The sequence below is a fragment of the Ruegeria sp. BG6 genome (assembly GCF_056538465.1).
In genome coordinates, this window is sequence record NZ_JBQFTB010000011.1 from 83431 (window position 1) to 105849 (window position 22419).

Consider the following 22419-nt stretch of genomic DNA (forward strand, 5'->3'; position numbering starts at 1 on the left):
AAAGAACCGGGGGCGCAGATGGTTAGATTTTCTCGTCTTCCCGCCGGAATGCGCCTTGCACGATCCTGTCCATGACCATGGCGAGGAACAGAATTGCGAAGCCGCCCAGCAAGCCCGGCCCCTTGGCGGCATATTGCAGTGCCTCCAGGATTTCTTTGCCCAAGCCGCCACCACCTATCAGCGAGATGATTACGACCATGGACAGACACATCAGAATTGTCTGGTTCACACCTGTCATGATCGATGGCAATGCCAGCGGGATTTCCACGTCTTTCAGCAACTGCCATTTCGAGGCCCCAAAGGCGACGGCAGCTTCCTTGATGCTCTCCGGAACCCCACGCATGCCCAGCGCCGTCAGTCGAATAACCGGCGGCATTCCGAAGATGATCGTTGCCAGAATGCCCGGCGGATTGCCCGTGCCAAAGAAGGCAATGATCGGGATAAGGTAGACGAACGCCGGAAGGGTCTGCATCAAGTCCAGCACCGGTTCCGCAGCGCGATAAGCGCGCTTAGACTTGCCAAACCAGATACCCAGCGGAATGCCGAAGACAACACAGAGCAACACCGCTGCACCCACCAGCGCAACTGTTTCCATCGCCACGTCCCAATATCCCAGCAAAGCGATATAGGCCAACGAAGCAGCGGTGAAGATGGCAACCCTTGGTCCCGCCGCGCGCCATGCGGTCACACAGATGACCAGCATGACAACCGGCCAAGGTGAGCCGATAAGTGCCACGGTCAACGCATCAAGAACAGACCGCACACCGGCTACAATCCCGTCGAAGACGTCGCCCCCCGCTGCGGCGGCCGCGTCTATCTTTTCTTCCATCCAGCCAGCCAGGTTCGAAAACAACGTGCCGTTGCCCTCTCCCAATATCATCGCGGATACCTGCTGCTCGGGGAAAGCATCCAGCAAAGGAAGCGACGCGTTTACGGTGAACTTGTAAACGATCAAGGGACCAATGGCCGCGACAAGGATTGCGCCCAAAACCGTGTTTCGGGTCGAGCGTCCGCTTTCCGTGCTGCCCGGATCGATACGCCAGTTTGAATACTGTTTTTCGTAGACACGGTCGGCATACAAACCCTGAACCACCTTGAAAACCAGCAACATCAGCAACCCGGTGATAAGAATACCCGTGGCCTCGGACTGGGCAGCAGCGGCCCTTTCCAAGCTGGTATCAGCCGCTTTCTGAATGTTTTCAGCCAGCTTGGTGAAACGATCGATATCCGCCTTTTCAGTTGCGTCCGCCGCTCGGGCCAGCAGTTCGGCTGCACGCTCTTGCTGACGCGCGGCACGCTCTGCAAAGTCCGCACCCGGATTGCCCCACGCGCCCCTGCCGATTTGGACCCACGCGATGATCTCGAGGATCAGAAACGTCCAGAACATGCCCCAAATGGCTCGTGACGCGGACCAGAACGGCCCCAGCACCGCCGCCCACGTGTTGAACGTGTTGGGAATTGCACTGGTAGCGTCGTGGATTTTGTGAAAGGCGTTGACGTAATAGGCTCCGTTCGGACCAGCGAACTTCTTGATGGAAATATCAAGAGCCTCGCGATCAACCTCGATGTCAGAAGCGGCCGTTACTTTAAGCTCAGAAGTTGCGTCAGTCATTTTTGCCCCCCTGAATACCACGCAACAGGCGTGGCTTGGTCACGACACCCACGTCACTGCCCGCATCCGTTATGACGACCGGCAATTCGGAATTCACGGCCAGATCGATCAGTTGGTCCAGATCCGCGCCTTCGTCCGCCCTAGGCGCACCGTCGAGTGGCCCTGAATAACTGTCCATCGGTTCCATGATGGAATGCGCTTTGACCAGTTTGAGCTTGGAGATACCCTGAACAAATTCGCGCACGTAATCGTCGGATGGGTTCATAACGATATCCTCCGGCGTGCCGATCTGTACGATCACCCCATCCTTCATGATCGCAATTCGGTGGCCTATACGAATAGCTTCATCCAGATCATGAGTAATGAACAGCGTGGTCTTTTTAAGCTGCGCCACAAGCGCCTTGAACTGGTCCTGCAACTGCAGGCGGATCAGAGGGTCAAGGGCGGAAAAGGGTTCATCCATCAAAAGGATTTCGGGGTCCGACGCCAGCGCCCGCGCGATCCCCACACGTTGCTGCATACCGCCGGAAAGTTCCTTGGGCAGGCGGTCCTCATAACCAGTTAGGTTTACCAGGCTCAAAGCGTGATCCGATACAGCCCAACGTTTGGATTTCGGGACCTTTCTGATCTCCAGGGGGTAAGCCACGTTATCGCGGACGGAACGATGAGGCATCAGTGCCATGTGTTGAAACACCATGCCGATTTGCTGGGCGCGAATGCGGCGCAATTCGGATTCCGATAGTTTCGATACGTCGTGACCCAGGATTTCGATCCGGCCGGCCGTCGGCTCGATCAATCTGTTCACGTGTCGTACCAACGTGGACTTGCCCGAACCGGACAACCCCATGATGCAGAAAATTTCGCCACGCGGCACTTCGAATGTGGCACCCTGAACACCAACAACGCAGTTGAACCGTTCCAAAACTTCCGGCTTGCCGATGCCTTCGTCTCGGACAGCTTGCATTGCCTCTTCAGCACGTGCGCCAAAGATCTTCCAAACGTTTTCCAGTTTTACGACAGGTTCGTCCATTTATCCCCCACAGGGCATAGCCCTGCCCAACAGAAAAAAGGCCGCCGCGATTTTCCGCGACGGCCTGCAAGGTCGTGGTTTAGTTGGTTAGCCAGCCGATCACGGTATCTTCGTTCTCTGCCACCCACTGCTTGGCAAAATCCGCGGCTTCGACGTTGTCTACAGCCAGAGCCTTGCCCATCGCGCTCAGATCATCTCCTGACATCTGATAGTTGCTGAACAGAGCGGCCACTTCGGGATAACTCTCTTCCAGCTCTTTCGCGTAGTGCAGATGAAGAGTTGCGCCGTTCCAGGCCGTGGACGCTTCGGATTTCGACAGCCAATCTGGGTCATCGGTGGGCTGAACAATTGTCCAGGTGGAAGGGTCATGAGCCGGCTCTTCAAGAACCGTCAGGTCTTGGGTCACGAAGATATAGTGGGGGCTGTAGCAGAACCCGATCCACGGATCGCCCGCCTTGGTCGCGTTTGCCAGGTTGGCATAGGCAATGGTTTCCTCGTATTCCGTCAGGTCGAATATCTGATCATAGCCATAAGATTTGGCACGGATCTTCTCGACAACGGTCGAAGCCCAACCCGGAGCACCGATCCAGACCTCAGGCGTACCATTCCCGTCTGTATCAAAGATCGCCATCTTGTCCGGGTCACTCAAGTCGTCGATTGATTTGATGCCATGCTGTTCAGCGATGTAGGTCGGGACGCACATGCCCTGCTCGGCCTGGACCGGGTTTTGGTTCATGACAACCGTGCCATTTTCTTTGACATAGGTGTCATGCAGGTTTTGCTGGTTGGGCATCCACACTTCAGGGTGGACGTGCATCGAGCCGCTGTCCATGGCTTCGAAGACAATCGGATTCGTGCCGTTTTGCAGTTCCACGTCCAGACCAAGGTTTTCTTCGATCACTACCTCGAGAATATGTGCCGTGGCATTCACCGAGGCCCAGTTCGGCACACCGATCACGATATCTGCGGCCATAGCTGGGCCGGCAATCGCGACCGAAGCACTTCCTAGTAGCGTTGCAATTCTTTTCATCTGGTATCTCCATGTTGGGAAACTTCCGCGCTTGTTTTTCTCACCCTTTCGGACGGTGGTGCGCTTGGAATTTTTTTCGGGAAGGTCGTGCCTTCCGGTCCTTTTTGTCCAGCGAAGCTTGAGGCTGACATAGCCACAAAAGTGAAGCACGCGAGAGCGCTGCCCATCAAGAGATACGTTATTCTACTTCCCGTATTGGAAATTATCGCAACATTGTTTTGGTAAACTCGAATATGATTAATCTAAGGTGGTGTTCAGGCCCCTGAGCCCAGCATGAATTTACCGCATCCTGAGCACATTAATCGGTGCCGCCACTCAAATTCGAACCAGCCTCAACGAAGCCATGAAGCTTTTCGTAATCAAGCGCAACATTTGCGCGAACCTGCCCAACTGAACGGGTCCACCTCTACGGCTAGGTCGCGGAGGATTAATAGTGGCGATCACCTGATCGAAGCCCGACAGGACTGCCTAGACGCTGCGGCGGGTTGAAGTTTCTGGTGAGGCAAGACATGTCCCGCCTGCGCGACCTAAAGCAGATCGGTGTTGTTGAACAAACCTATTGTCGATGGCGAATGAAGCACAGGGGATTGGGAGTTGATCAACCAACGGGGTTGAGGCAGCGCCTGCGTCGAATGACCAGATCGTCCCGCTTGGGTCTCACCCCAGAAACGCAGCGCCGTGGAGCAAGGTCTGGCACTACGGGCGTAATTGCAGCAAGGACAGAAGCTGTTCAATGTCGGATTTGGGCCCAAAAGTGTCTACACACCGATGGCCTCAAAGCGGCACCAGATCTGCAATCCAGCAAATGCTCTTCAGCTAGGGACCCATTTCGTTGCGAAAACGATGTGTGACTTGGAAGTGCCTTCTGACGTTGAACGTTCACCTTGTTTCCGGTCCAACAATGATCGTCGGAACATGATCCACGCGCCTGCTTGATACGGGGTGCAAGCGCTCAATATTTGACAAACAGTTGCAACAAAACAGATCATCGGCGAGATTTCATCAACTTCAAAGAAGACCGATGCGACTGTTTTATATCCTACTTGTACCCGTCTTCGTTGTTGTTTTGGTTATTCTTCTTATTAGTAGCCTTGTTCCGCCCGAGACCATTCGGCTTGCCACTGGGCCAAAAGACGGCGGGTATTGGCGGATTGGCCTCGAGTATCAGTCCAAGCTTGCCAGGGACGACATATCGTTAGAGCTGGTGGAAACTGCTGGTTCCGTCGAGAACATTCAACGGCTCATTGACGGAGATGTGGACGTTGCCTTTGTGCAGGGCGGCATTCCTCTTCCCAGAGGAGAGAATCTAGAGTCACTCGGGGCTCTCTTCCCTGAACCGCTGGTGATTTTCAGACGTTCCGCCGCGCAAGTTGGCCGATATCCCGGAGATTGGCGCGGGATTCGTTTGGCTGCTGGACAAGTCGGATCAGGCACACGTGCCGCAGCACTGGCACTCATAGAAGCCGCAGGCCTTCAGGACTCGGGCATCGAATTGCAGGAAATTGGGGGATTCGAGGCCATAGACGCGTTGCGTGCTGGCGAGGCGGATGCAGCCTTGTTTGTGTCGCCTCTGGATGCGCCATACCTGACAGAGGCCATAGTCGACCCCAAGCTGGATCTGATCCAAATGGCCTTGATCGACGCCCTGTCTTTCAGATTTGTCAGCGGCCATTCCGTTGTTGTTCCAGCCGGGTCAACCTCTTTGGCCCCGCCGCGACCCGCGCATGATGTCAAAATACTGACTTTGACTGCATCGATGATCGCGACAAACGAGCTGCACCCGGCTGTTGTCGACAGGCTTGTTCATAGCGCAAACAAAATCCACGCAGACCGAACCGTTCTGCGAGCGGCCAAGGAGTTTCCAAACACCAATTCGCCTCCGGCCCCAATTAATGACGTCGCTTGGCACATGATCAACTCTGGGCCCAACATTCTTCACGATATCTTTCCATTTTGGGTTGCGGCCCAGTTTGGTCGGGTGTTGCTTTTTCTCTTGCCGATTTTATTCCTTGCGCCGCTGCTGCGTCTCGTCCCGGCCCTTTACGTGTGGTTTCAAAACCGAAGAGTTTGGCGACACTATCAACACATTGCATCCCTTGAAGCAGAAATCGAGGACGCTGCGACGGCCGAGGAGATTGAAGCTGTAGCGAAGAAACTCGATGACGTATCTGCGACACTCGCGAATTTGAACTTGCCACTCGCTTACCGGCAGAAGGCCTACGACGCGCGGATGCACATCGAGCTTATTGCTCAGGAAATCGAACGACACCGCGCCAATAGGCGCCAAGAGCCCTAGTTATTGCGAGGGCAGTTGGCCGTAAACAGACCGTAACTCCCAGCCTCTGCGTGTTTCAAAATGACGGCAATGCGATAAAAGCTGACACCGGGCGATGTCAGAACGGCGCTTGGCTGCCAATGCACCTCTCAAATCAGGCATCTGTAAAGACTGATGCTGGACCAAGTAGGTAAGTCTAAGCCAATTGCTTTAGCCGGGGCATCAAATCCAGGAGTTCCCTTGTGTACGGATGCTCGGGAGCTGTGAACAACGAGGCCGTCTCCTGAACCTCAAGCAGTTTTCCCTGACGCATCACGCCCACCCGGTCACACATCTGACGCACGACCGGAAGATCGTGGCTGATAAAGAGCATAGTCAAGCCGAGGTGATCCTGCAGGTCTTTGAGAATGTTCAGGATTTGTGCCTGAATGGACACATCCAGAGCGCTGGTCGGCTCATCACAGATCAGAAAACGTGGCTGAGTTGCAAGGGCCCGGGCAATACAAATGCGTTGCCGCTGCCCGCCGGAAAATTCATGTGGATACTTGCGCCACGCGTCCTTGGCCAACCCAACCCAGTCAAGCAATTCGCGCACCCGCGGTTCGATAGCGGACTTGGGCAGGATTTTGTGGTGATGGATTGGCTCGGCCACAAGGTCCCCGACCCTCATGCGTGGATTTAGACTGGAGAAAGGATCCTGAAAGATCATTTGAATTTGGCGGCGATAGGCCTGCAGGGCGTCTGCTCCCATGGCCGTCACATCCTGACCGTCAAAGATCACGCTGCCACCGTCCACAGGATATAGCGTGCCGATCATCCGCGCGACGGTGGACTTGCCAGAGCCACTTTCGCCAACAAGGCCAAATACCTCACCATCGCGAATGTCGAAACTGACCTGATCGACGGCGGTGAAGTAACGCCGCTGCGATGGCAGCAGGCCGCCCTTTTGCAGGAACGTTTTGGTGATGTTCTCGACTTCAAGCAGCTTACCGGATTTTGACAATTCGGTTTTGTCCCAATGCGCCGCCAGATCATCAATCTTGAAGGTTCTTGCCCGCTCGCCATAGCTGACCACCGGAAAGCGTTCTACCTTGGTGTGAGGTCTTGGCACGGCGGCAATCAGGGATTTGGTGTAATCATGCGTGGGCGCGCCAAGGATCTGATCGGTCGTGCCGCTTTCGACCACTTGGCCGGAATACATGACGGTGACCGTATCAGTGGTATCGGCGATAACACCCATGTCGTGCGTCACGAGGATTACTCCAACCTGACGCTCCTTCGCCAGTTCCTTGATCAGGTCCAGTACTTGCGCCTGAACGGACACGTCCAAGGCCGTTGTGGGTTCGTCCGCGATCAGGACGCTGGGTTCGGAGCACAAAGCCAAGGCGATCACAACCCTCTGGCGCATCCCGCCGGAAAACTGGTGCGGATACTGATTGAACCGATCCACCGGGTCGGGGATGGAGACGCGGTCCAGCAGAGCAATGGCACGCTTTTTGGCCGCTGTTGCAGACAGGCCCAGGTGCAGTTGGATCGTCTCCACCAGTTGCTGACCCACTGTGAACAGTGGGTTGAGCGAGGTCAGCGGGTCCTGAAAGATCATACCGATCTCTTTGCCCCGGATCCTGCGCTTGTCCTCTGCATCCAGTTCGTCGATCCTGCGACCGTTTAGCCAGACCTCGCCCTCGGACACGTGGGCCGGAGGGTCCAGCAGGCCGATCACGGCATTGCCAGTCATGGATTTACCAGCGCCGCTTTCGCCCACGACCCCCCGAATTTCGCCAGGATGCAGATCATAGGTCACGTGCTCCACCGGCTTGAAAACGCCGTGGCGGGTCGGGATTTCCACCGTCAGGTTGCGGATAGAAAGAACGGGATCAGTCATTTCAGCCTCGGGTTCAGAACATCTCGCAGCCAGTCGCCCAGCAGGTTCACACTCAACGCCAGCGCCAGCAGGGTGCAGGCCGGGAAGAACAGGATCCACCACTCACCCGAGAACAGGAAACCCTGTCCGATACGGATCAGGGTACCCAGCGAGGGTTGCGTGGGCGGTGCACCAACACCAAGAAAGCTAAGCGTCGCCTCGGCAATGATCGCCAGAGCCAATGAGATTGTTGCGATCACCAATACCGGTGACAGCACATTGGGCAGGATGTGGCGCAGCATGATCGTCAGTGGGCTTTGCCCGATAATGCGCGCGGCGGCGACATAATCCTTGTTCTTCTCAACCAAAGTCGCGCCCCTGACGACACGGGCGAACTGCACCCAGTCAGACAGGCCGATGGCAAGGATCAGCACCCAGATCGCCATCTGGTCGCGATACTCAACGGGTGTGACGCCCTTTGCGATACCAAAGATCAGCATGGCCAGAAGGATCGACGGGAAGGTCAGCTGCACATCGGCCGTGCGCATGATGATCGTTTCGGTCCAGCCGCCGAAATAGCCGGACAGCAGGCCCAGAATAATCCCTAGAACCATGGCAAACAGAACCGCGGCCACCCCGACAAACAGCGAAATCCGCATCCCATACAGAATGGTCGAAAACACATCCCGCCCCTGATCGTCGGTGCCCATAAGGAAGCTTTCACCGGTAAAGGCATTCGGCTCCATCGGTGGAGTGAAGCCGTTCATCAGGTTCAGGCTGGACGGGTCAAACGGGTTCGTCGGCGCAATCAGCGGTGCCAGGATCGTTGCGAGGATCAGAACCAACGCGACCGCGGCCGATAACATGGCCACAGGCGACCGGCGAAAGGCGTAGAACTGGTCGCTGTCCAGAATGCGTCTTACACGGCTCATGCGCTGACCCTCAGGCGCGGGTCGATGAACGCATAGAGAATGTCGACCGCTAGGTTGATGGTGACAAAGATGACCGAGATCATCATCAGGTAAGCCGCCATGACAGGAATATCCACGAACTGGATTGCGTTGATGAACAGAAGGCCAAGGCCTGGCCACTGGAACACCGTCTCGGTGATGATGGCAAAGGCGATAATGGCCCCCAATTGCAGGCCGATGATGGTGATCACCGGGACCATCGTGTTTTTCAGTGCGTGGCGAAAGTTTATGGTCCGATCGCTCAGGCCACGGGCGCGGGCAAAGCGGATATAGTCCTGCCGGAGCACTTCCAACATTTCAGACCGCACCAAACGCATGATCAGAGTCATTTGGTATAGACCTAGTGTTATTGCAGGCAAAATCAATGCCTTAAGTCCGCTTGCGGTCAGCAAACCGGTGCTCCACCATCCCAGATCCACGACCTCTCCGCGTCCGAAACTGGGAAGCCAGCCAAGTTCGACCGAGAAGATATAAATGAGCAGGATGCCGATCAGGAAAGTGGGCAAGGACACCCCGATCAGTGAGGCCGACATGATGAAATTCGCCGCAAAGCCATCCCGCCTGATGGCGGTGAAAACGCCCAGGGCGATGCCAAGGACAATCGCGAACACAGCCGAGACGATCGCCAGTTCCAGAGTGGCTGGTGCGCGTTCAGACAAGATCTCGGCGACCGGGCGGCCCTGACGGAAGCTGACGCCAAAATTGCCCTGTACGGCCTCTTTCAGAAACTTCACATATTGCACCGGAAACGGCTGATCGAGGCCCAACTGGCTGCGCAGACGCTCCACATCTTCCATCGTCCGTTCCTGCCCCAGCATGTTATCGATCGGGTCGCCGACAAAGCGGAACATGGAAAAGGCAACAAGGCCTACGACAAAAAGGACCAGCGCCGACTGGGCCACACGCCTGATAATGTATGACAGCATTTAGTTGACCGTGACCCAGCGCAGAAGGAAGAAGTTATCAGGCCGTTGCGTCAACTCGATGTTGCTGCGCGCGCCCCAAACCAGCGGTTGGACGTAGAGGGGCACATAGGCCACTTCGTCCTGCAAGATACTTGCGACTTCATCCAGCATCGCCTGACGCTTGGGTTCGTCAATTTCGGACTGGATCATTGGCAGTAATTCATCCACGCGGGCGTTGGAGTAACCGCCAAAGTTCCACGAGCCCAGCTTCTTTTCCTCATTGGGGGTCGAGGCGAGAAAACGCACCGGATGTTCGGCGTCGAAAGTCCCGGGCGACCATCCCAGCAGATACATGTCGAAGTTGTCAGCCCGCAGTTCGGGCCAGTAGTTCTGAACGGGCATTGCATCAAGTGTTACATTCAATCCAACCTGCGTCAGCATGGCCGTGATCGCTTGGCAGACGGACTCGTCATTCAGATAGCGATTGTTGGAACACTTGAAGCTAACTTCGGCACCTTCAGCTCCGGCCTCAGCCAGTAGCGCCTTCGCGCCTTCGGGGTCGAAGCCATGCGGGTCCGCGTTTACTACTGAGAACCCACGCATTGCTGGGCTGACAAGCTGGCTTGCCACCTCGGTGTTGCCGCGCATGATGGTTTGCAAGATGGCCGGCACGTTGACGGCCTTGGCTACGGCCTCACGAACGCGCGGGTCACGGAACAGATCAGAACCGCCTTGCCCGGCTTCGCTTGCGCCCTCCTGCTGATCAAATCCCAGCATGATAACGCGCGCTTCGATACCCTGAATGACCTTTACATCCGGGTTGCCTTGCAACCGGGCGACGTCCTGAATGGGGACAGGGTTGATAAAGTCCACATCACCCGACAGTAACGCCGCCAGCGCTGTTGCAGGATTCTGGATGGGCACCAGTTCAGCGCGGGTCAAGTTATGCCCTGCCTCGCCCCACCAGCCGTCAAACGGTTCCAGAACGGTGCGCAAACCCGGCTCTCGTGCAGTGACGCGGAATGCGCCGGTGCCGTTGGCGTTCAGTGTCGCATAGTTGCCAGCCTCTTTGTCGGGCAAAGTCGCGTCATTCGCCTCGGCCCATCCGCTATCCAGGATCATCCAGTTGGCGATGCTGTCTGGAAAGATCGGATTGGGCGCGGTCGTCATGACATCAACGGTGTAGTCGTCGATCTTCACCACCTCGCTGACCGGAGCGAACCAGCTTTGGGTATCCGAATTTTCATCCGAAGCACGCTGGTACGAGAATATCACATCATCTGCGTTGAACTCAGACCCATCATGAAACGTCACGCCTTCCCGCAGATTGAACCGCCAGCCTGCGCCGTCACCAATGGTCTCCCAGCTGGTCGCCAGCGCCGGTTCGATGGACATATCTTTGCCCCGACGGACCAGCCCTTCGTAAACATTGTTCAGAAATCCCAAAACCGGGGCGGAATTGACTGCATGCGGGTCCAGCGTTTGCGGGTCGGTCGTGACAGCAAACGTGAACTCTTCGGCTGATACGGGTAACGCAAGCGCACACATCAGCGCGGCAGTGGTCAGACGTCTCATAATAACTCCCACTTATGTGGCGGCGGGCCCCGCATCCCGAGGCCTGCCGCTCAGCTTAGTTCAGACCGAAGTGCTTCACCATGGGTTGATCCTCGGGATCGACCTCGATGGCCAGATTTTCAGCCATGCCCCAGTTCAGCACCTGATGGTGGATCGGGATGTACAGCTGCTCATCCTGCACTACACGCCAAATGTCGGCTATGTCCTGGTCGCGGGCAACAAGGTCTGTGTTTGAGGCAAGTGATTTGATCTTGGCGTCAAGCTCATCATCGTTAAAGCCAGTGCCGTTCCAGGTACCGATGTCACTTTCACGGCCATGAACCAGGAAGTTGAAGATGTATTCCGAGTCGTATGTCGGAACGCCCCAGCCCAGCATGTAGAAGTCGGTCTTTCCATCGGTGATCAGCGGGAAATGTTGCGCCTTGGGTTTGGCATCCAGATTCACGGTAATGCCAATCTGACCAAGCATCCCGACGGCCGCCTGGCAGATACCTTCGTCGTTGATGTATCGATCATTGGGGCAGTCAAGACGGATTGAGAAGCCATCAGGATAGCCCGCTTCAGCCAAAAGCGCTTTTGCTGCTTCAACATCAGTACTGCTTTCGGCGTCCATATCAGCCGTCCAGCCGTTCACGAAGGGCGGTGCAATCATCCCGGCGGGTTGCGACTGACCGCGCATGACCACCTGCTTGATGGCATCGCGGTTGATCGCCTTGGACATCGCCTGACGTACGCGCACATCTGCAAGGGGGTTCTTGCCATCGACGTTGTCCGCTTCGATGTCATTTGCACCCTGGTTCATCCCGAAAAAGATCACCCGGTTCTGCGGCGCCTGTTTGACTACAAGGCCATCCGCAGCGTTGACCCGTTCCAAGTCCTGAACCGGCATATCCTGAAGGAAATTCACCTCGCCGGACAGCATCGCCGCGACGCGCGTCGCGTTATTCTGGATGGGCGTATAGATAATCTCGCTGATTGCCATTGGGAACTGATCGCGGCCCCAATAATCTTCGTTTCGCTGCATGACGGTTTTTACGTCAGGTTCGCGGCTGACCAGCTTGTAAGGACCAGTGCCGTTCACGTTAGTAGTCGCGAAGGTGATCTCGCCACCTTCAAAATCCTGAACATCGACCGTGTTATTCGCCTCGGTCCAATCTTTGTCCATGATGAACAGGTCGGTCAGGTTTGCAGGCAGGATCGGGTTCGGACCATCAGTCACGATCTCGACCGTATGGTCATCGACCGCGCGCACCTCGACGATAGAGTTGATCAGTTCTTTCATATCCGAGTTCGGCTGCTTGGCGCGGTTGATGCTGAACACCACGTCGTCCGCAGTAAAATCGGCCCCATCATGAAACTTCACACCCTGGCGCAGGTTGAACACCCAGACATTAGGATCGCTCTCGCTGGGGTTCCAATCGGTCGCGAGCGCGGGCTCAAAGGCACCGGTCGTGTCACGGATAATCAGCGGTTCATACATCTGGTGGCGCACAGTATGCGTGGGCCCTTCGTTTTGCGAATGCGGGTCAAGCGTCAGCGCATCTCCAGAGCGCGCCCATCGCAACGTTTCCGCCTGAGCCAGCGTTGTCGAAGTCATCAGCAGCGCGAGCGCTAGCATTGGTTTTTTCATTATTTTCTCCCTTTTTGCAGTCGTTTAGCTGCATTGAATTCGCGATACGATGTCGCAAATTTCTGTTAAAGTCATAGTGGGCGATAGCATACCAACTGCGCATGCATGTCAATCGTTCAACGCAGTGTCGAATTTCCACACGTTAACGACCTGAGATTCTTCGAGGGCAGCCAACCCATTAAAAAATCATCCGATCAAGTAACCACTACTCAGTCGCGACCAAAATAACCTGAAAAACCACGCCTCCTGAACCGAGTTGTAAATCCAGAAAACACTGCGAGGAGCCGCGTTTCTCAGAAACCAACTAAATGTATGCCATAGTGGAGATTGTTAAACTGCCGTAAATTTTTGCGAATGTTGGCAATCCACCCAAGGTGTTTTTGCCGTTCTTGCAAAAGTGCACAAAGCGGTCGTTCAAGCAAAAAAACGATGGTTAGGTCTGCTTATTGGTCATTCGCGATATTTATGCGGACGTCGCACCGACCCACGCCATACCATGTCCGACAAGCACCTCAACCTGCCGCAACTTCGTGACAATCTTTTCCGGCATTTGTCGCTTGGTTAAAATCGTTGCTCCTCCGTTCTGGCAAGCACTACGGCGGACCACTTCAACGGGGGAGGCTCAGGTGCTGAGAGAGATTGCCTGCGGTAAAGCCGGTGTATGCGCAAAAGTTCTGAGTCACTAAAATGCTTCCCTAACCTATTCAGAGCCAGATACACTGCAGCAAGCCCAAACTCTATTTCAGCGATTCAGCTAGCTGAATCGCGCCGTTAAGGGTGCAGAAAAGGCGCTTGCCCATAGGATGGGTACTACCAAACTATAGAATTCCCCACCAAATGTTGCGGGCAATGTTGCGGAAAATAGAATGTTGCGGGATTATCTAGTTTCGAGCGGAAAATCTCGATCTAACATCTTGTTTTTATTTGAGCTTCCAAACATCGCCGCTTTTTAGATAAAAAGTGGCGGACCGAGGAGGATTCGAACCCCCGACCCCTTGATTCGTAGTCAGGCTTTGGGGCTTACATTGGGCTTCACAACGTTGCACAAAGTATCATTAAGCCTCTGAATTAACTTATATATTGTTTCATCCAGATGGACTACGTATCCTTGTCTTTGAGGCCACGGTGGCGACTCGGTGGCGACACATTCTGAGGTACCCCAAATGCCGACTGTGCGACTGACCCGCAAGACCATTGCCACTTTGCAAACAGCGGAAAAGCGCGTGGTGTTCTATGACGAAACGCTGAAGGGCTTTGGTCTGGCAGTGCGCCCCACTGGCTCGCGCAAGTGGATTGTAGAGTACCGGCCTGGCAATGGTGGACGCGGTGTTGCAAAGAGACGCTTAACGCTGGGTGATCCCGAGATGCTTACACCGGAAGCGGCACGCACGATGGCGAAGGACATTCTGGCGAAGGCACGGCTTGGTCAGGATGTGGCGGCCGAACGCTCGAACGAACGTGCGGCCGACACGGTGGCTGAAATAGCCAAAAAATGGATGGCAAACCATGTGGAAGCCAAGCGCAAGCCTAGTACGGTTGCACTGTATCGTGGAGTTCTCGACTGTCATATCCTCCCCGCCTTGGGGTCCAGAAAGGCCGTTTCGCTGACACGGCAGGACGTCTCCAAGATGCACCAACGCATTGCTGCAAAGGTTAAGGTCAAGGCCGAACCCCGAGCACGGCGTGGGGCGGCAATCAAGACTCGCGGCGGTCCCTACATTGCAAACCGTTGCTTAGCAGTCTTGAAGGCAATGTATTCATGGGCACTTGATATGGGACTGCTGCCGGAAGGTACCGCCAATCCTGCCAAACAGGTCGAGGCATTCAAAGAAAAAGGGCGCGAACGGTATCTTTCTGAAGCCGAAATGGGCAGGCTCGGCAAAGCATTGCGTCAGGCAGAAACCAGTGGCCTCGCATGGAAGGCGGACGAAACCAATCCCAACTCAAAACACCTACCCAAACCAGAGAACCGCTTCACGCGCTTCGACGTTTTTTCGGTTGCTGCAATTCGGCTGCTGCTTCTGACCGGTGCACGTTTGCGCGAGATTCTGCACCTCGAATGGCGGCACGTAGACTGGGAGCGTAGCCTCCTCCGACTCGAAGATTCCAAATCCGGAGCAAAACCAATTTTCTTGGGTAGTGCAGCTATGTCGGTTCTTGAAAGCTTGCCTCGGCGCGGGCGCTACGTAATAGCGTCCAGTTCGGCTGGTACGCCAGACGAAAAGCCCCGTGCAGACATAAACCGGTGCTGGTACGCGGTGCGTGCCGTTGCTGGGCTGTCGGACGTTCGGCTTCACGACCTGCGCCACAACGCGGCAGCCGTAGGCGCAGGTGCCGGTCTGTCCCTTCATCAAATTGGCGGACTCCTGGGGCACTCGCAGTCCAGCACCACACAACGGTACGCGCATTTGGCGTCCGATCCGATGCGCCGGGCCGCAGATCAAATCGGAAATACCATTGCATCAGCCCTTGGGCTCTGTGACGATAATTTGGTGTCCTATGATCATGAAAACCGCACATGAACAACGAAAAAACTGAACACCCTTTAGATGCAAACGATTCTGAGATTGAAACGCTCGAAGTCGAACTACCGCACTTAACAAGACACGAACGACTAGGAGTGTTTCAGCTTCGAGACTGGCTTCAGCGGCCGAATTGGTCGGCAACTGAAACCATGTTTCTGCTGGCGGGCATAGATCCGGAAGTGTCGATAAGTTTGGAACCGGGCGGTTGGTGGTTCCTTCCGGGCACACCGAGCCACGTCAATGAAATGGAGTTGAATGACCGCTTTGAACGACTGCGAGGGGTGGCGGTGCTCAGCGGAACAATTAAACCCAAAAATGCAGTCCGAGCGGCCGTTGAAGCCGGTATTGTGGTACCTTGGCTTGATATTGCTCTAGCGGACGAGATTTGCCGCCGGTTCTTTCCAACGGACTCAGCATACGGTGACACTAGGTCTGTACAAGCCCCTTTGATGGCCTCTGAAGTCGCCTCAATGGGTGGGAAAGCCAAATGGGATAGGAAACCAAATCCGGACCGAGAACTGTTTTACCCTCTCTTGCAGGAGGGCCTCAGTGCCGGAAAAACGGTGGCGGCAATCATAAAAGAGTTCGCGCATGAGTTCGATTATACCCCGCCTGATAGCACGATTTACAATTGGGCGAAGAAAATTAAGTCCGAGGCTTCCTAGGTTAAACGGAACTGCATTTTGGTTTCCACCTACTTGCGCTTGGAATCTAATTACTTGCGTTTATTATGATAAATTCAAATTCTATGCATTTTGGTCCGAACTGATCAAAGTCCGGAGGCTAATATGCAAACCCAAAATATCCCTCTCTATATTGACACCGTGACGGCGGCGAAGGTCCTTGGATTGTCCCGTTCATTGCTCGAAAAGTTCCGTTTTCACAAGGACCCAGATGGCCCACCCTACGTGATCTTTGGGCGCTCAGCTGTTCGGTATCACGTTCCCAGCCTTTTAAAATGGGCAGAGGCCCGAACTGTAAACGCCGCGACGCAGGGTTGACGTAGATTCGGACTGCACAGCAGTACGTTCTACGCTCTCAGCCAAAGCCCCGTTCTAGCGAAAACTGACAACAATATTCGACGATGAACCCCTCGCCGCGACCATCGGCAAGGGGTCTTCGATTGCACCAAACGGAAGAAAGGTACGGTAAATGAATACCCCAAACAGCAATATTGAACAAGGCAACAATCTGCGACCTGCACTGGATAACCCGCTTGCGATCACGTTTTTCGCAAATCGCTATGCGCAACAGTCTGAAGAGGAAGAGGCAACACTGCGGCAGCTGGCGAAGCGCGTGTCCAGCGGCGAGTTTTGCGCTTCCAGCAAGAGCGCAATGGCCCATATCAAGCTCGGCCGCTTTTCTGGCGAGCGCACCGAGAAAAACGCGCTGCGAAGTAACGCGGCTCACATCGCTATCTCGGGCATCGAAGTCGACTACGATGCGGGCTTGATGAGCCTTGATGAAACCGAAAAGCTACTACGTAAGGTAAATGTTGCCGCCTTTCTATACACGTCGCCTTCGCATGACCCATTGAACAGAAAACACCGCTGGCGCGCCTTGTGCCCTTGCTCAAAGGAGTTGTCACCCTCCGGCCGCGCACAGCTGGTGGCCAGACTGAATGGGGCGTTGGGCGGTGTGCTTGCTAACGAGTCTTTTACCGCATCTCAATCTTTCACCTTTGGCTATGTATTCGGCAAAACCACACCGGACGTCCGGCTAATAGACGGCCGTTTTGTCGACCAGTGCGACGACCTCGATGCCAATGCCATAGGAAAGCGCGAGAAGAACTTGTCCGAGCCGATGGCAGCGGTAGACCTTTCCAACGACACCGGTCGTGTGAAGGCCGCAGCGGCGATGCTGCGGCAATCCGCTAAGCGACTGGCGGCCACAATCCAAGGGGAAAACCGCAACGGCGCGCTTGCCCGCGAGGCGTTTCTATTGGGCGGTCTGATCGCCAATAACCTGGTACAGCCAGACGACGTATTTGATGCCTTCCTACCCGCTTTGGAATCCAACGGCTACCTTGCCGCCTACGGCGGCGAAAAGGACGCCACGCGAATAATCACGACACAGCTGAAGCACGGGGCGCTGCGGCCGGTAGACCCTCTGCCCGATCTATCGCACATGCTGACCTTGGAGGACGTGCCCGAGGCGACAACAACGGGGCCCAAGAAAAGTAGTATGATTGATCCCGACGATTGGGACGATCTAATCGGCCTGGCTCCCCCGCCGGGAATGGTCGCACCAGATTGGGGCAGCCCGATCACCTTAGGAAACGGACAGCTGGTGAACAATTTAAGTAACACCATCCATATCTTGGGGCGGCATATAGATTCGATTGTGCCCGGGCTGCGCTTCAACAAACTGAATCACGAAATGGAATGGGAAGGCGGGAAGGTCGACGATGCCACATTGTCCCTAGCGCAAGTCGGGATCGAAACGGCCGGGCTGAACAAGGCAACGAAACAGAATGTCACAGATGCTTTAGGGGTAGTGGCTAGACGCTTCGCCTACCACCCAATTTTGGACTACCTTAACGGGCTTGAATGGGACGGCGGGCCTCGGATTGATGATTGGCTAATTCGGACCGTGGGAACCTCAGATACCCCCTACGCCCGGGCAGTTGGCCGCAAGATGCTGATTGCAATGGTTGCGAGGATGATAGAACCGGGCTGTAAGTTCGATCACATGGTGGTCTTCCATGGGGCACAGGACCAAGGAAAAAGCACGCTTGGCGAAATCCTCGCTGGGGAGGGCTATTTCAGCGATACACTGCCTTCGATCCATAACAAGGAGGAAGCGATGCGTCATCTGGTCGGGCTGTGGCTGGTTGAGATGGCGGAGTTGGCCCCAAGCCGCAAAACGGATCAAGAAGACCAAAAAGCGTTCCTGTCGGGCAAGATCGACCGTGTGCGCTTCCCATGGAGCAAATTCTATACAAACGTTCCACGCACGTGCATCTTTATCGGGACGTCCAATGATGATGAGTTCCTGCGCGACCCCACAGGGGGCCGGCGCTTCTGGCCAATTAAGGTTCCAGGGTTGATCGATATTCCGCAGCTGCGAACTGAGCGCGATCAGCTTTTTGCCGAAGCTGTGGCCGCCTTCAAGGGCGGCGAACCATGGTGGATGGATCGGGAGTTCGAGGTCGCACACGCCCGCCCGGTGCAGGACGTAGCCCGAGAGATCGACCCTTGGGTAGAAAAGATCCAGCGGTACGTAGATGATGACCGCGTCGACCGCTGCGTGATCCGCATGGGGGAAGTTTTCAGCGATGCTTTGGAGCTGAAGCCGGTAAACCAAACCATGGCAAATTCCAAGCGGGTTGGGGTCATCTTAAAATCAATGGGCTTCGAAAAGATCCACACGCGGAGCGGGAAAGTCTGGATGCGAGGGGCAAATGAACTGGTGTGACCCCTGCCGCGCCCCTCATACACCGCTGGAGGAGTCACGCAATCCTATTTTATATCATGCTGTTACACTATTGTGACCCTTGTGACCCCTAATATTAGGAAGGTTGATTGGGAGTGATCCCGAGAGGGTCTGAAAAGGTTGTTGAGAGTACCACGGAGAGATTTGCGATCTACGGGTCACAGGGTCACGAAGGCTACACTCCCCGGGTTGTCGATTCCCGTGGCCCCTCCTGCAGGGGAGGCTCCCCCATGTGGGTGGCAAGCAGTGGCGATGTAGGCGGGAAAGGTGCTTATGGGGGGGCTATGACCTAAGGAGAAACCTCGCTTGGGTCCCTCCGAGAAGAAAGCCGCCCCTGGGGGGTGCGCGGAGCCCCGGCTTTCCGTAGTTTTTGGGGCATCCAGCGATAACAGACCTATTTCGATCTTCGTAGATTGTTCCAGCAACTCGTGCCAGCTAGCAATCAAAGATCCAACCCTAGGATTGCTTCCTAGGCTCTGGACTCATAGTCGGATGGAGCGTCCCACCAACGCAAGCCATTGCGAATTACATGGATGACGCCGCTGAGAAGCTTTCGGTCGTCTCCACGAGCAACCCCCCGTGGCTTTAGGAACATATGCTTGATGCGGTTGAGAAGCTCTTGGTCCGGCCAGAATAGATGCGACATGGACTATCCTCCTGACACCCTTGAAACACGAAGTTGTCGCCTTTGGAATCAACGCAGTGATGTCCGCAGTCCGGGGTAAAGCCGTCATCCGACTAAAACCGTCAGATGACGACACTGAGCCCAAAATACAAAATGCTTCAACGCGCTTTAAGGTCAGCGATGCGCAGAAAGCAGACTTTGCAAAGTCCGGTTGACCACATTGTCCACCAAAGGCGACAGTTCTGCTTCGCGACTGGGCTATACATAGCCCTCAAAGCGTATTGTTTGCGGGACTTCAGTTGCACCGTTTTCCTGAGCGAGTAGGGCGCGTGCTGACGAAAAGGTAGCAAGCGCAAAAAGAACAAGAAGGGCCTTTATCATCGTAGCGCCTCGGATCCGGGTTTTGAACTTGGGCCGGGGTTCACAAATGATCGCCCCGGCCAGCGTCAGGGCAAACGAGGTAGTTCTTGCCCTGAAACATCGTACTTTCGCCTAATTTAGAAGATCACCGACGATGCCGACGGCATCGACCACGGTAGACAGGTCATTCGTAACTTCGAGGACTTCGTCATCGACCAGAATGTAGCGGTTTCCTTTGCCCGGCTCCCCAAGCTTCCATTTGGAAAGGTCCCCAATATCCTCGAACTCCAGGTCAGATGGGAGCTTGGCACCGCGCGTGTAGCGCTTGATCTGTCCAGGTGGTACAGCTTTTGGGCCTTTGCCGGGTTTGTCTTCTATCTGAATGCTGACATCACCGTTCTTGCCCCCCTTGTTCGGCTTTTTACCCTTGTTGTCTTTGGCATGGGCATCGCTGCCTCCAAGGATGAAAAACACAACTGCTAAGGCTGCAAGAATTCCGTATGCAATCTTCATAGATTGTTCCTTTGCTTCCCAACTTCATTCGACCGGCGTTGAAAATTCCGGCACGCGCTTGATCTCTCTTAGTTGCCCTTTGGCACACCCCTTAGTGACTGCCTTCACCCCGCATTAGAAAACGATCCGGGTTCTTAGACCGAACAGGGTAATCCGGTCCTGATCGGGATTTAGAAGCGGGTCGGAAATGAATTGTACCGATGGCGTGATCTGCAGTCCGGGTGAGATTGAAAAGCGGTAGAAAGCTTCAAGCGTGAACTGATCGCCATCTATGCCTCTTGCTTCGGCCCAGTTTAGGCCCAGACCGGCCAAATCGGTGTTGCGACCATAGTAACCGAGACCGGCAGAAATCGACCGTTCATAAAGCGCTGCGGTTCCCTTCGAGGCCCCTGCACGGAAGAACGGCATCCATTTATTGTCAACAAACCATGCGGCGGAAAACGCTGCGCCGTAATCTTCTGCTCGACTGCCATCGTCAGCCGCATCCGCATGCCAGAGGGTCAGATGGATATTGTCGAAGTAGATGCGATCAAAGCCGGACGTGTACCCAAGTTCGAGCGACTTGAAGAGATTGCCGTCGCTAAACACATCAAAGTTTGGATCGGACGGGTCGGCGTTTGCGTCTGATACGCTGGCAACGGCGTAGAGGTTCTCGCTCAGCTTTACCCCACCGGCAATACCAAGGCCTTGGTTGGGCGTGTTGATTGTCGGGTTGGTATTGAAAGACAGGTTTTGAAAACCACTGTAGGGGCTTACCAACCCGTAGATATCCACAAAGTCCGTTACATCAATCTGGCCGACTTGCAGCGCCCACGACCCATTCTCAGCCCTTTGGGTCCAGAACAAATTGGTCAGAAGCAAACCGTTGTCATTGAAGGCTGTTCCCGTGATTGAAAGGGCTCCGCCATCCAGCCCGAGAAATTGCGGAGCAACGTCAGTATAACTGTGCCTGTCTTCGATCTTGAATGTCAGAGACCCCCGTTCAGTTGCCTGCCAACTGCCGTAGAACCGCGCAATTCCGCTGGCTGCTTCGCCGGTTCCCAGATCAGCATCCGTGGTTTGGCCCAATGCCAGGTAGTCAATGTTGAACCGAAAACCACCCTCAGCCAGTCGGTCTTTCCACTGAAACCAACCCGGTGCGATGTTGCGTGGAAAATCGGAACGATATTGCGGATCGGTGAGCCCATCTCCGGGCGCAAGATCGGCTTCGACTGAAGATGGCCCGGATAGTCCCTGAGCCGACGCTGCGCCAGCAAATGCAATGCTCAATGCGGCAACCAGAAGTCTTATCATTTTGACGCCTGTGCCCCACCGGTCTTGCGATTTCCTGCCGCGCGGATGCGATCAGCAGCACGCTGCTTCCATTCCAACCTGTCTGCCTCGGTTTCCAGAGTTTCGACACGTTCCGCCTCTAGCTGGAAAGTCGCATTCATAGGCATGAGGCCATCCACAACCATCATATTATGAACGGAAGGATCGATAGTCAGCGTGCCTGTCAGCCGAACGGGTTCGTGGAAATAGCTAGGCGCCCAGTCCCCGTTCAACCGCACACGGATCATCTGGTTAGGCGGAGGTGGAGGCATGTGGCTGCACATCCCTCTTTCTGGCACCAAATACGCCACAGGCCGGCCGTCCGGATCGCTTGGAGCAGGAATGGCAAAGCCCGCGAGTGTGATTGTTCTGCCGTCGAATTGCGGGTTTCCGCTCGTTCCAGCCTTTCTTCGACGTTCAGTCACAACCTCGCGCTGATCGAGTAACCAGTCGACGTCAATTCCGTCTGACACCAAGGCGTCTTCGGTCTCTGCTAAAAGCAATTGCCATTTCTGCCGTTCTTCGGCGCTGCCAACCTCCTGCTGCAACCTGCCGCGTATACGCACAACGAAAAGAACATCGTCGAACTGTTCGGGGCTGAGTTCACGATAGGGGTCATCAAAGACCTGCGCAGACGGATCTGGCAGATCTGCCCAGTCCAACGCGGTTCCAGGCGTCGCCGCAGCATCATAACCGCACAAAACCAACCCTGCGAATACTGCGGAGCAAAACCAATTTCGCATGAATGCTCTCCGGCT

The 22419-nt window shown here is 55.1% G+C and carries 15 protein-coding genes; 4 read left to right on the top strand and 11 right to left on the bottom strand.

Annotated elements, in window-relative coordinates; translation table 11 throughout:
- Positions 1–22: 22 nt before the first annotated feature.
- The 3 genes from ACR0JW_RS17705 to ACR0JW_RS17715 form a co-directional block, all read right to left on the bottom strand.
- Positions 23–1612, bottom strand: coding sequence for an ABC transporter permease subunit (locus ACR0JW_RS17705; RefSeq protein WP_170613698.1), 1590 nt, complete (start codon positions 1610–1612; stop codon positions 23–25).
- Positions 1605–2642 carry a quaternary amine ABC transporter ATP-binding protein gene (locus ACR0JW_RS17710; RefSeq protein ID WP_170678494.1) on the bottom strand — a complete coding sequence of 346 codons (1038 nt, stop codon included), beginning with the start codon at positions 2640–2642 and terminating at the stop codon, positions 1605–1607. Before ACR0JW_RS17710 ends, ACR0JW_RS17705 begins: the two co-directional genes overlap by 8 nt.
- Positions 2643–2721: 79 nt before the next feature.
- The gene (locus ACR0JW_RS17715; RefSeq protein ID WP_170678496.1) at positions 2722–3672 is read right to left on the bottom strand and encodes an ABC transporter substrate-binding protein; all 951 of its coding nucleotides are present in this window, start codon (positions 3670–3672) and stop codon (positions 2722–2724) included.
- 970 nt (positions 3673–4642) lie between these two features.
- On the opposite strand from ACR0JW_RS17715, the gene ACR0JW_RS17720 reads away from it, so the two are divergent.
- Positions 4643–5968: a TAXI family TRAP transporter solute-binding subunit gene (locus ACR0JW_RS17720; protein WP_170678498.1), complete on the top strand. Its 1326-nt coding sequence runs from the start codon at positions 4643–4645 to the stop codon at positions 5966–5968.
- Between the two features lie 175 nt (positions 5969–6143).
- Here ACR0JW_RS17720 and ACR0JW_RS17725 read toward each other — a convergent pair whose 3' ends face one another.
- Genes ACR0JW_RS17725 through ACR0JW_RS17745 form a run of 5 tightly spaced genes read right to left on the bottom strand, consistent with a single transcriptional unit; the run spans position 6144 to position 12892 of the window.
- Positions 6144–7832: an ABC transporter ATP-binding protein gene (locus ACR0JW_RS17725; protein WP_170678500.1), complete on the bottom strand. Its 1689-nt coding sequence runs from the start codon at positions 7830–7832 to the stop codon at positions 6144–6146.
- The gene (locus ACR0JW_RS17730; RefSeq protein ID WP_170678502.1) at positions 7829–8743 is read right to left on the bottom strand and encodes an ABC transporter permease; all 915 of its coding nucleotides are present in this window, start codon (positions 8741–8743) and stop codon (positions 7829–7831) included. Before ACR0JW_RS17730 ends, ACR0JW_RS17725 begins: the two co-directional genes overlap by 4 nt.
- Complete coding sequence (locus ACR0JW_RS17735) at positions 8740–9708, bottom strand: ABC transporter permease (protein WP_170612361.1); 969 nt, start codon at positions 9706–9708, stop codon at positions 8740–8742. Before ACR0JW_RS17735 ends, ACR0JW_RS17730 begins: the two co-directional genes overlap by 4 nt.
- Positions 9709–11262, bottom strand: coding sequence for an ABC transporter substrate-binding protein (locus ACR0JW_RS17740; protein ID WP_170678504.1), 1554 nt, complete (start codon positions 11260–11262; stop codon positions 9709–9711).
- A gap of 55 nt (positions 11263–11317) precedes the next feature.
- Positions 11318–12892: an ABC transporter substrate-binding protein gene (locus ACR0JW_RS17745; protein WP_170678506.1), complete on the bottom strand. Its 1575-nt coding sequence runs from the start codon at positions 12890–12892 to the stop codon at positions 11318–11320.
- 1163 nt (positions 12893–14055) lie between these two features.
- Here ACR0JW_RS17745 and ACR0JW_RS17750 point away from each other — a divergent pair.
- The 3 genes from ACR0JW_RS17750 to ACR0JW_RS17760 all read left to right on the top strand — a co-directional run bounded on the left by ACR0JW_RS17750 (position 14056) and on the right by ACR0JW_RS17760 (position 18834).
- Entirely contained in the window at positions 14056–15414 is a 1359-nt protein-coding gene (locus tag ACR0JW_RS17750) for a tyrosine-type recombinase/integrase (protein WP_480573382.1), read from the top strand.
- Positions 15411–16082, top strand: coding sequence for a hypothetical protein (locus ACR0JW_RS17755; RefSeq protein WP_480573379.1), 672 nt, complete (start codon positions 15411–15413; stop codon positions 16080–16082). Before ACR0JW_RS17750 ends, ACR0JW_RS17755 begins: the two co-directional genes overlap by 4 nt.
- A gap of 487 nt (positions 16083–16569) precedes the next feature.
- Positions 16570–18834 (top strand): virulence-associated E family protein, encoded by a 2265-nt coding sequence (locus tag ACR0JW_RS17760; protein ID WP_170586702.1) that lies wholly within the window; start codon positions 16570–16572, stop codon positions 18832–18834.
- Between the two features lie 1135 nt (positions 18835–19969).
- Here the strand turns inward: ACR0JW_RS17760 and ACR0JW_RS17765 are convergent.
- From ACR0JW_RS17765 to ACR0JW_RS17775, 3 genes are all read right to left on the bottom strand, one after another.
- Positions 19970–20350, bottom strand: coding sequence for a hypothetical protein (locus ACR0JW_RS17765; RefSeq protein WP_170337130.1), 381 nt, complete (start codon positions 20348–20350; stop codon positions 19970–19972).
- 114 nt (positions 20351–20464) lie between these two features.
- Positions 20465–21643 (bottom strand): carbohydrate porin, encoded by a 1179-nt coding sequence (locus ACR0JW_RS17770; RefSeq protein WP_170337128.1) that lies wholly within the window; start codon positions 21641–21643, stop codon positions 20465–20467.
- Positions 21640–22404, bottom strand: coding sequence for a DUF3299 domain-containing protein (locus ACR0JW_RS17775; protein WP_170337125.1), 765 nt, complete (start codon positions 22402–22404; stop codon positions 21640–21642). Before ACR0JW_RS17775 ends, ACR0JW_RS17770 begins: the two co-directional genes overlap by 4 nt.
- Between the last annotated feature and the right edge of the window lie 15 nt (positions 22405–22419).

What these genes read in the sequence shown, in the direction of transcription:
- ACR0JW_RS17715 (WP_170678496.1), bottom strand. Translation starts at nt 3,672, where the DNA reads ATGAAAAGAATTGCAACGCTACTAGGAAGTGCTTCGGTCGCGATTGCC.
- ACR0JW_RS17745 (WP_170678506.1), bottom strand. Translation starts at nt 12,892, where the DNA reads ATGAAAAAACCAATGCTAGCGCTCGCGCTGCTGATGACTTCGACAACG.
- ACR0JW_RS17770 (WP_170337128.1), bottom strand. Translation starts at nt 21,643, where the DNA reads ATGATAAGACTTCTGGTTGCCGCATTGAGCATTGCATTTGCTGGCGCA.
- ACR0JW_RS17735 (WP_170612361.1), bottom strand. Translation starts at nt 9,708, where the DNA reads ATGCTGTCATACATTATCAGGCGTGTGGCCCAGTCGGCGCTGGTCCTT.
- ACR0JW_RS17765 (WP_170337130.1), bottom strand. Translation starts at nt 20,350, where the DNA reads ATGAAGATTGCATACGGAATTCTTGCAGCCTTAGCAGTTGTGTTTTTC.
- ACR0JW_RS17760 (WP_170586702.1), top strand. Translation starts at nt 16,570, where the DNA reads ATGAATACCCCAAACAGCAATATTGAACAAGGCAACAATCTGCGACCT.
- ACR0JW_RS17710 (WP_170678494.1), bottom strand. Translation starts at nt 2,642, where the DNA reads ATGGACGAACCTGTCGTAAAACTGGAAAACGTTTGGAAGATCTTTGGC.
- ACR0JW_RS17740 (WP_170678504.1), bottom strand. Translation starts at nt 11,262, where the DNA reads ATGAGACGTCTGACCACTGCCGCGCTGATGTGTGCGCTTGCGTTACCC.
- ACR0JW_RS17755 (WP_480573379.1), top strand. Translation starts at nt 15,411, where the DNA reads ATGAACAACGAAAAAACTGAACACCCTTTAGATGCAAACGATTCTGAG.
- ACR0JW_RS17725 (WP_170678500.1), bottom strand. Translation starts at nt 7,832, where the DNA reads ATGACTGATCCCGTTCTTTCTATCCGCAACCTGACGGTGGAAATCCCG.
- ACR0JW_RS17705 (WP_170613698.1), bottom strand. Translation starts at nt 1,612, where the DNA reads ATGACTGACGCAACTTCTGAGCTTAAAGTAACGGCCGCTTCTGACATC.
- ACR0JW_RS17775 (WP_170337125.1), bottom strand. Translation starts at nt 22,404, where the DNA reads ATGCGAAATTGGTTTTGCTCCGCAGTATTCGCAGGGTTGGTTTTGTGC.
- ACR0JW_RS17750 (WP_480573382.1), top strand. Translation starts at nt 14,056, where the DNA reads ATGCCGACTGTGCGACTGACCCGCAAGACCATTGCCACTTTGCAAACA.
- ACR0JW_RS17730 (WP_170678502.1), bottom strand. Translation starts at nt 8,743, where the DNA reads ATGAGCCGTGTAAGACGCATTCTGGACAGCGACCAGTTCTACGCCTTT.